Source organism: Kitasatospora sp. NPDC059747, from assembly GCF_042732955.1.
Taxonomy (GTDB): Bacteria; Actinomycetota; Actinomycetes; order Streptomycetales; family Streptomycetaceae; genus Kitasatospora.
Map to the genome: position 1 here is coordinate 66159 of NZ_JBHWGV010000042.1, position 7818 is coordinate 73976.

Genomic DNA, 7818 nt, shown 5'->3' on the forward strand with positions numbered 1-7818 from the left:
GGTTCAGTTGAATATAACTAAACAGTCGACGTTCGACCAGACCCCTGAACAATCCGATCAGCAACAGCACCGCCCGACTTGGCGCGCTAGCCTGAACCCGGCGAACACCAGCCACTCGGCCCAGCGACGAGAGCGGAGGACACGATGACAGCGATCACCGTGCGGCCAGGAAGGCTCCGGGATGTGGCGGAGGAGATCGAGCAGAGCACGGGACTTCGCGTCCAGATCATCGGAGGAACCCTGGTGATGTCCCCGACTCCTCGCGGCAAGCACGCGGGAACGATCCGGCGGCTGCGCATCCAGCTGGACCCCCAGCTGCCGGCCGACCTCGGCTCCTATGAGGTGTCGTCCATCTGCATGCCTGGCAATGAGGAGGATTACGTCACCCCCGACCTGATCGTCCTCCCCGTCGAGTGGGACGAGGACGACGAGTGGCTGGCCGAGCCCCACGACGTCGTCCTCGCCGTCGAAGTGATCTCCAACTCGGAGGGAGTCAAGAGCGTCGCCACCAAGACCGACTGGTACGCGACCGCCGGCGTGGCGCTCCTGCTCGCCCTCGATCCCCGCAACGGCAGTTGGACCCTGTACACCCATCCCCGCGACGGCGAGTACCAAGGCGTGCTGCACGGCAAGTACGGTGAGCCCATTCCGCTCACCGCCCCACTGCCCGCCGAACTGCAGACCACCGGCCTACTGCTCTACGCCCCACGGCGCTGAGGTCCTCAGGCCGCCGCGTCGCCGTCCCAGTCGATGCCGATCTCGGCCAGCCAGCGGCGGTCGGCGGCGTCGGGTGCGGCAGGGGCGGGCGGACGGGGGATGCTCTGGACGGGGCCGAGGCCGTACTTCTCGGCGGCCTCGGCGGCGGCCCGCGCGTGCGGTTCGATGACGCCGACGTGCACGGCGGACTCGTCGCCCGGGTCGAGGACGGTCAGTTCGGGTTCGGGCAGGCGCCGCAGGGTGACCCGGCGTCCGCAGGTGGGGCAGGACCATTCGTCGGCACCCGATGCCAGCCGGGCGACGAACTTCATCTCGTGGATCACGCGCATGGGCGGCACCCCCTGCACTAGGGGATGCCCCGGTTCACGGCCGGCCACGCCCACGACGCCGCGGCTTTGTCCAGTCCAAGTCGCGTCTATTCCAGGCCGCGTCTACTCCAAGAACAGGCCACGTGCCGCGGCCGACTGCTCGATGGCCTCCAACCTGGCCTCCGCGCCCGGGATCTCGTCGCACATGCTCTGCAGGAGCACCCGGCCCAGCATCATCGGCGCACACGCGGTGTCGAAGACCAGACCGGTGCCGACGGCCGCCGGCAGCATCAGGTCGGACAGCTTGGCGACCGGCGCGAACGCGCTGTCGGCCACCGTCAGCACCGTCAGACCGCACTCCCTGGCCACCGCCAGGGCGTCCATCAGCTCCCGCGGGTAGCGCGGCAGCGCGAAGCAGAGCAGCGCCGTCGCGCCGGCCGCGGTGGCCTGCTCCAGCCGGTCGGCGAGCATGCTGCCGCCCTCGTCGAGCAGCCGGATGTCCGGGTGCACCTTGGCCGCGAAGTACGCGAAGCCGCGCGCCTGCGCGGACGCGGCCCGCAGGCCCAGCACCGGCAGCGGGCGGGAGGCGGCGAGCAGCCGGGCGGCGCGGATGATCGGCTCGGGGTCGGCGAGCAGGTCGGCGAGGTGGCGCAGGTGCTCGATCTCGGCGAGCACGGCCTGCTGGTGCTCGTTGCGCACCGCCTCGTGCGGGCCCTCGGGCGCGGCCGCCTCGCCCGCGCCGAGCTCGCGCAGCTGCCGGCGCAGCGCCGGGTAGCCGTCGTAGCCGAGGGCCACCGCGAAGCGGGTGACGGACGGCTGGCTCACCCCGGCGAGCTCGGCGACCTCGACGCTGGACAGGAAGGGCGCCTCGGTGGCGTGCCGGACCAGCGAGTGCGCGATCCGCCGCTGGGTCGGCGTCAGCCGGTGCCCCTCGAAGAGCTGGAGCAGCCGCGCGGAGGGACCGACCGTGCCGGTCTCGTCGGTGGCGGTCATCGGCGGTACCTCCGGGTGCGAGCGGTTCGGACGACGACTGTGCAGCAGCGCGCGGCGCCTGGCAAAGACGTCTCGTACGACGGGACGGCCGCTGAGACGTCCCGGTGGGCGGACAGTCTGGCGGACGACCGGCGGACCCTACTCCCCGGGAGCCCGGCACGGGGCCCGGGGTAACCCTGATTTGACCCTGAGCCCGCCCGGATTCCCCCGCGAACGGATGGACCGGGCCCCGGCGAGCCCCCACGCTGGTGGCCATGGACACTCGCCAGGACGAACTGCGGCGCGACCTCGACGCCACCCTGCAGGCCCGCAAGGAACTCGGCAAGGAGTACGAGTCGGAGCTGGTCGACTCGTTCCTGAAGCGGCTGGACGCCCGCATGGACGCCCGGGCCGAACGCCCCGCGCCCCAGCAGTCCGAGGGCTACGAGCCCGGCTACCGCCACCGTCCGCGCCGCTCCGGCTGGTCGGCCGGCCGCCCCGGCTCCCGGCTCGCCGTGATCTCGCTGGTGCTCGGCATCCCGCTCACCGCGATCGCCGGCGACGCCCAGAACGGCGGGCTGCTCGGCCTGATCACCTGCTGGGCCGGCATCGTCGGCGTCAACTTCGCCGCCGCGCGCGCCGACCGCCGGGACCGCGAGGACCGCCGCCCGCGGAGCGACTGGGACTGACGCCCCGGCCGCTCCGCGCGGGCGACGGATCAGGCCAGCGGGCCGGTGACCTGCTCGACCGCCCGCACCAGCGCGCCGGAGGCGACCAGTTCGGCGGCGGCCTCCAGGTCCGGCGAGAGGAAGCGGTCGCGGCCGGCGCCGCCGACCCCCGCCTCGCGGGCGGCGGCCACCGCGGCCGCGGTGGCCGGGGCGATCCGGCCGGCCGAGTCGGCCTGCTGGCGGATCTCCAGCGCGCGGGCGGCGGCGGTGAGCTCGACGGCGAGGATGCGGCCCAGGTTCTCGACCGCCTGGCGCAGCTTGCGGGCCGCGGACCAGCCCATCGACACGTGGTCCTCCTGCATCGCGGAGGACGGGATCGAGTCGACCGAGGCCGGGACGGCGAGCCGCTTGTTCTCGCTGACCAGCGCCGCCTGGGTGTACTGGGCGATCATCAGACCGGAGTCCACGCCCGGGTCGTCGGCCAGGAAGGCCGGCAGGCCGTGCGAACGCGCCTTGTCCAGCAGCCGGTCGGTGCGCCGCTCGGAGATCGAGCCGAGGTCGGCGGTCGCGATGGCGAGGAAGTCCAGCACGTACGCGACCGGCGCGCCGTGGAAGTTGCCGTTCGACTCCACCCGGCCGTCGGGCAGCACGACCGGGTTGTCCACCGAGGCGGCGAGCTCGCGCGAGGCGACCAGCTGGGCGTGCGCGACGGTGTCGCGGCCCGCGCCGGCCACCTGCGGGGCGCAGCGGATCGAGTAGGCGTCCTGGACGCGCGGCGCGTCGTCCTGGTGGTGGCCGGTGAGGCCCGAGCCCTTGAGGACGGCGAGCATGTTGGCCGCGCTCAGCGCCTGGCCCGGGTGCGGGCGGATCGGGGCGTGCAGCTCGGGGGCGAGCACCTTGTCGGTGCCGAGCAGCGCCTCCAGGCTCATCGCGGCGGTGATGTCGGCGGTGGTGAACAGGCGGCTCAGGTCGGAGATGGCCATGACGAGCATGCCGAGCATGCCGTCGGTGCCGTTGATGAGGGCGAGGCCCTCCTTCTCCAGCAGCTCCACCGGCTCGATGCCGGCCGCGGCCAGCAGCTCGGCGGCGGGCTTCTCCACGCCGTCCGGACCGGTGGCCACACCCTCGCCCATGAGCACCAGCGCGCAGTGCGAGAGCGGCGCGAGGTCGCCGGAGCAGCCGAGCGAGCCGAACTCCCGCACCACGGGAGTGATGCCCGCGTTCAGCAGCGCGGCCATGGTCTGGGCGACCAGCGGACGGACGCCGGTGCGGCCGGAGGCCAGCGTCTTCATCCGCAGGAACATCAGCGCCCGGACCACCTCGCGCTCGACGGCCGGGCCCATCCCGGCCGCGTGCGAGCGCACCAGCGAGCGCTGCAGCTGGGCGCGCAGCTCGGGGCTGATGTGCCGGACGGCGAGCGCACCGAAGCCGGTGGACACGCCGTAGACGGGACGCGGCTCGGCCGCGAGAGCATCGATGCGGGCCCGGGCGGCCGCCATCTCGGCGAGCGCGTCCGGACCGATCTCGACCCGGGCGTTGCCCCGGGCGACGGCCAGCACGTCGTCGGCGCTGACGTCGGCCTTGCCGACCTGGACGAGCGGCGAGTCGGAGGCCGCAGCACTGTGCATATCCATATTCACCATCACATCAGGCGAATGAAGATATGACAACAGGTGCTCGCCATTCGGATTTTCCGCCGTCCCGCCCGCGACCGCACGCCGACCCCCTCCCCCCGTGGATATCCGCCTCCCCCATGCCGCACGCTGGTGGGGCAGGAACACGTACGGAGGTGGCGATGACGCGGGCGACGGCGCGGCGGCGAGTGGTGCGGCTGCGGGGGGACGAGCGCGGGGTGCGGCCGGACGCGCTGGCGGCGGAGGAGCCGCTGGAGATCCGGGTCGGCGGCGAGCCGCTGACCGTCACCATGCGCACGCCCGGGCAGGACTTCGACCTGGTGGCGGGCTTCCTGGTCGGCGAGGGCCTGGTGCACGCCACCGAGGACCTCGCCGCCCTGCGGTACTGCGCGGGCACCGACGACGAGGGCGCCAACACGTACAACGTCGTCGACGCCACCCTGCGCGGCGCCCGCACCCTGCCGCTGTCCGCGCACCGCAACCTGCTCACCACCAGCGCCTGCGGCCTGTGCGGCCGGGACACCGTCGACGCCGTCCGCACCCACGTGCGGCACCCGGTCGCCGAGGACCGGCTCAGCATCGAGCCGTCCGCCCTCTACGCCCTCCCCGACAAGCTCCGCGCCGCCCAGCGCACCTTCGACTCCACCGGCGGCCTGCACGCCGCCGGCCTGTTCGACGCCGCGACCGGCGAGCTGCTGTGCGCCCGTGAGGACGTCGGGCGGCACAACGCCGTGGACAAGGTGGTCGGCTGGGCCCTGCGCGAGGGCCGGCTGCCGCTGACCGGGCACGTCCTGCTGGTCAGCGGGCGGGCCTCGTTCGAGCTGACCCAGAAGGCCGCGCTGGCGGGCGTCCCGCTGCTCGCGGCCGTCTCGGCGCCGTCCTCGCTCGCGGTGGACCTCGCCGAGGAACTCGGCCTGACCCTGGTGGGCTTCCTGCGCGGGGAGGGCGCGAACGTCTACACCCGGCCCGACCGGATCGCCGCGCCCTCCCCCGCCGTCATACCCTGATCTCCGCCTCGATCAGATCGACGGCCCGCGCGGTACCGCCCTCGGCCCGTCCGGCAGCCGCGAGCACCGCCAGCCGCTCGGCCACCGCCGGATCACCGACGAGCTCCAGCAACGCACCGCGCAGCGCCTCCGCGGTGGCCTCCGCGGTGTCGATCCGGCGGGCGACGCCGAGCCCCACCAGCGCGTCCGCGTTGCCGAACTGGTCGGCCGCCTGCGGCACGGCGATCATCGGCACCCCGTGGAACAGTCCCTCGCTGGAGCCGCCCATGCCCGCGTGGGTCACGAAGGCGTCCGCCTGCGAGAGCACCGACAGCTGCGGCACCCAGCGGTGCACCTCGACGGTGGCGGGCACCTCGCCCAGCTCGGCCAGGTCGGTGTGGGCGCCGACCTGGAGCACGGTGTGCCAGCCCGGCAGGTCGCCGAAGGCCTCGACGCAGGCCCGGTAGAACGCCGGCCGGTGCGTGAACGCCGAACCGAGCGAGACCAGCAGCACCTTCTGCGCCCCCTCCGGCCGGTGCCACTCGCCCTGGTGGGCGCGGTCGCCGAAACAGGGCCCGACGAACGAGACCCGCTGCTCGTCGACCCGGTCCGCGTTGGGCTGCATCGCACGGGGGATGAGCGCGACGGCCCGCGACGGGCGGTTCTTGAAGGCGTCCACGTCGCGCTCCACCGCACCGGCCTCGGCGAGCCAGCCGGCGAACCGCCGGTAGTGCTCGGCGCCGCCGGCACCCTCACGGACGGCCGCCAACGCCTCGGCCAGATCCTCCTCGAAGCCCTCCCAGCCGACCATCGAGGGCGACAGCTGCACCACCGGCACGCCCAGCCGCTCGCCGAACGCGCGCCCGGCGAAGCCCGCGATGTCGCAGAGCACCAGGTCGGGCACGTCGTCCGCGAAGACGTCCAGCAGAACCGCGTGCATCGCGAGGGCGTCGTCGAGGAACAGCTCCTGGATCGCCACCGGGTCCTCCACCCACCCCTCCGGATCATCGGCGAGCGGCAGCTTCGTCGGATACGGGACGAACCGCGCACCCGTCGACTCGACGACCTCGCGGAACGACGGATCGTTGACGTAGCTGACCCGGTGCCCCCGGGCGACCAGCCCGGAGATCACCGCCAGGCTGGGATTGACGTGCCCGTGGGCCGGCACGGACGCCATGAGGATGTGCGCGGTCATGGGAAGACACCTCCGAAGTCAACGACAGAGACGAGACGTATCGTCTCGCCACGACAAGACGATACGTCTCGTCTTGCCATTCCGCATAGAATTTCCGGCATGACCGCCAGACCCGCCCCCGACCCCGCGCGACGCAGCGAGCGCTCCCGCGCCGCCGTGCTCGCCGCCGCCTCCGAACTCGTCGCCGAGGTCGGCTACGGCAAGCTGACCATCGAGGCGATCGCCGCCCGGGCCGGCGTCGGGAAGCAGACCATCTACCGCTGGTGGCCGTCGAAGGGCGCGGTCGTCTTCGACGCGTTCCTCGCCGACAGCGAGCACGAGGGCGGCATCGAACTCCCCGACACCGGCGACCTGCGGGCCGACCTGCGGGCCGTCCTGCGCCCGTCCTCGGACCAGCTCACGGACCCGGCCTTCGACCCGACCGCCCGCGTCCTGATCGCCGAGATCGTCACCGACCCGGCGCTGCACGGCGAGTACCGCACCCGCCTGCTGGACCCCCTCCTGGAGGTCACCCGCCGACGCTTCCGCAGCGCCCGCGAGGCCGGCCAGATCGCCCCCGACACGGACCTCGACCTCGCCGTGGAACTGTTCTACGGCCCGCTCCACTACCGCTGGATGTTCCGCCTCGGCCCGCTCACCCACGACCACGCCGACCAGCTGGTCGAAGCCGTGCTGCGGGCGCTCAGCGCCGGCCGCGGCGACTGACCAGGACCAGGATCACGACCAGCAGGACGACGAACAGCAGCACCCAGACGAAGCCGAAGCTCCGGCCGACCGTCCGGGAGACGAAGCCCCGGTTCCTGCGCTTGGACTTGTGACGGGTGACCGCCACGTCGGTGACGTGGTGCCCCCCGACGGAGGCACGCGCCGGGACGGGCGCCCGGTCCCCGGACACCACAGCCGCCGTCCGCACCACCGGCACCGCCTCCGCGGGCCCGGCCACCGCCACGGCACCCCCGAACGCGACCACCCCGGCCACCGCCGCACCCACCAAGCGTCTGCCCACGGCCCCGCTTCCCCCGTCCTCGCCGCCCACCGGCCTCCGGCCCACGATGGCACCGCGCCACACCCCCGGGACACCCCCCGTCCACCAACCGGAACGGACCCAGGACGGGCCAGTCACGAAACCGGCACATCAAAAACCCACGTGCCCCAGAGCGCCCACCACCCCGCACCGATGCACCCACCCCAACCACCCCCCTCCCCCAAACCCACCCACCCGACCCACCCGACCCACCCACCCCCCACCCCTCATCCCTCCCCAGCGAGAGGGAGCGCTGCGGGAGGGGGTGGCGGAGGGGGTGGCCGCGGAGAGGGGCGTGACGGGTGATTTTCAGA

Annotated in this window: 9 protein-coding genes; 4 read left to right on the plus strand and 5 right to left on the minus strand. The window is 73.5% G+C overall.

Annotated elements, in window-relative coordinates:
- The first annotated feature begins 144 nt into the window (after nt 1-144).
- Nucleotides 145-717, plus strand: a complete 573-nt coding sequence (locus ACFV4G_RS20015) for a Uma2 family endonuclease (RefSeq protein WP_380442101.1) — start codon at nt 145-147, stop codon at nt 715-717.
- 5 nt (nt 718-722) lie between these two features.
- Here ACFV4G_RS20015 and ACFV4G_RS20020 read toward each other — a convergent pair whose 3' ends face one another.
- Nucleotides 723-1046: a hypothetical protein gene (locus ACFV4G_RS20020; protein ID WP_380442103.1), complete on the minus strand. Its 324-nt coding sequence runs from the start codon at nt 1044-1046 to the stop codon at nt 723-725.
- Between the two features lie 102 nt (nt 1047-1148).
- Nucleotides 1149-2018: a MurR/RpiR family transcriptional regulator gene (locus tag ACFV4G_RS20025; protein ID WP_380442105.1), complete on the minus strand. Its 870-nt coding sequence runs from the start codon at nt 2016-2018 to the stop codon at nt 1149-1151.
- A 254-nt stretch (nt 2019-2272) separates the two neighbouring features.
- Between ACFV4G_RS20025 and ACFV4G_RS20030 the strand changes: the two genes are divergently transcribed.
- Complete coding sequence (locus tag ACFV4G_RS20030) at nt 2273-2686, plus strand: hypothetical protein (RefSeq protein ID WP_380442107.1); 414 nt, start codon at nt 2273-2275, stop codon at nt 2684-2686.
- 29 nt (nt 2687-2715) lie between these two features.
- Here the strand turns inward: ACFV4G_RS20030 and hutH are convergent, their stop codons facing one another.
- Nucleotides 2716-4299 carry a histidine ammonia-lyase gene (hutH, locus tag ACFV4G_RS20035; protein ID WP_380442109.1) on the minus strand — a complete coding sequence of 528 codons (1584 nt, stop codon included), beginning with the start codon at nt 4297-4299 and terminating at the stop codon, nt 2716-2718.
- Between the two features lie 161 nt (nt 4300-4460).
- On the opposite strand from hutH, the gene fdhD reads away from it, so the two are divergent.
- On the plus strand, nt 4461-5306 hold the full coding sequence (gene fdhD, locus ACFV4G_RS20040) for a formate dehydrogenase accessory sulfurtransferase FdhD (protein ID WP_380442111.1): 846 nt from the start codon (nt 4461-4463) through the stop codon (nt 5304-5306).
- Here fdhD and ACFV4G_RS20045 read toward each other — a convergent pair.
- A complete protein-coding gene (locus tag ACFV4G_RS20045) occupies nt 5296-6480 on the minus strand; it encodes a macrolide family glycosyltransferase (RefSeq protein ID WP_380442113.1) in 1185 nt (394 codons plus the stop codon). The genes fdhD and ACFV4G_RS20045 overlap by 11 nt on opposite strands.
- A gap of 99 nt (nt 6481-6579) precedes the next feature.
- Here ACFV4G_RS20045 and ACFV4G_RS20050 point away from each other — a divergent pair, with 99 nt between their 5' ends.
- Nucleotides 6580-7185, plus strand: coding sequence for a TetR/AcrR family transcriptional regulator (locus ACFV4G_RS20050; RefSeq protein ID WP_380442115.1), 606 nt, complete (start codon nt 6580-6582; stop codon nt 7183-7185).
- Here the strand turns inward: ACFV4G_RS20050 and ACFV4G_RS20055 are convergent.
- Nucleotides 7163-7486, minus strand: a complete 324-nt coding sequence (locus ACFV4G_RS20055) for a hypothetical protein (RefSeq protein ID WP_380442117.1) — start codon at nt 7484-7486, stop codon at nt 7163-7165. The two genes, ACFV4G_RS20050 and ACFV4G_RS20055, sit on opposite strands and share 23 nt — an antisense overlap.
- Nucleotides 7487-7818: the final 332 nt, after the last annotated feature.

What these genes read in the sequence shown, in the direction of transcription:
- ACFV4G_RS20015 (WP_380442101.1), top strand. Translation starts at nt 145, where the DNA reads ATGACAGCGATCACCGTGCGGCCAGGAAGGCTCCGGGATGTGGCGGAG.
- ACFV4G_RS20020 (WP_380442103.1), bottom strand. Translation starts at nt 1,046, where the DNA reads ATGCGCGTGATCCACGAGATGAAGTTCGTCGCCCGGCTGGCATCGGGT.
- ACFV4G_RS20025 (WP_380442105.1), bottom strand. Translation starts at nt 2,018, where the DNA reads ATGACCGCCACCGACGAGACCGGCACGGTCGGTCCCTCCGCGCGGCTG.
- ACFV4G_RS20030 (WP_380442107.1), top strand. Translation starts at nt 2,273, where the DNA reads ATGGACACTCGCCAGGACGAACTGCGGCGCGACCTCGACGCCACCCTG.
- hutH (WP_380442109.1), bottom strand. Translation starts at nt 4,299, where the DNA reads ATGGATATGCACAGTGCTGCGGCCTCCGACTCGCCGCTCGTCCAGGTC.
- fdhD (WP_380442111.1), top strand. Translation starts at nt 4,461, where the DNA reads ATGACGCGGGCGACGGCGCGGCGGCGAGTGGTGCGGCTGCGGGGGGAC.
- ACFV4G_RS20045 (WP_380442113.1), bottom strand. Translation starts at nt 6,480, where the DNA reads ATGACCGCGCACATCCTCATGGCGTCCGTGCCGGCCCACGGGCACGTC.
- ACFV4G_RS20050 (WP_380442115.1), top strand. Translation starts at nt 6,580, where the DNA reads ATGACCGCCAGACCCGCCCCCGACCCCGCGCGACGCAGCGAGCGCTCC.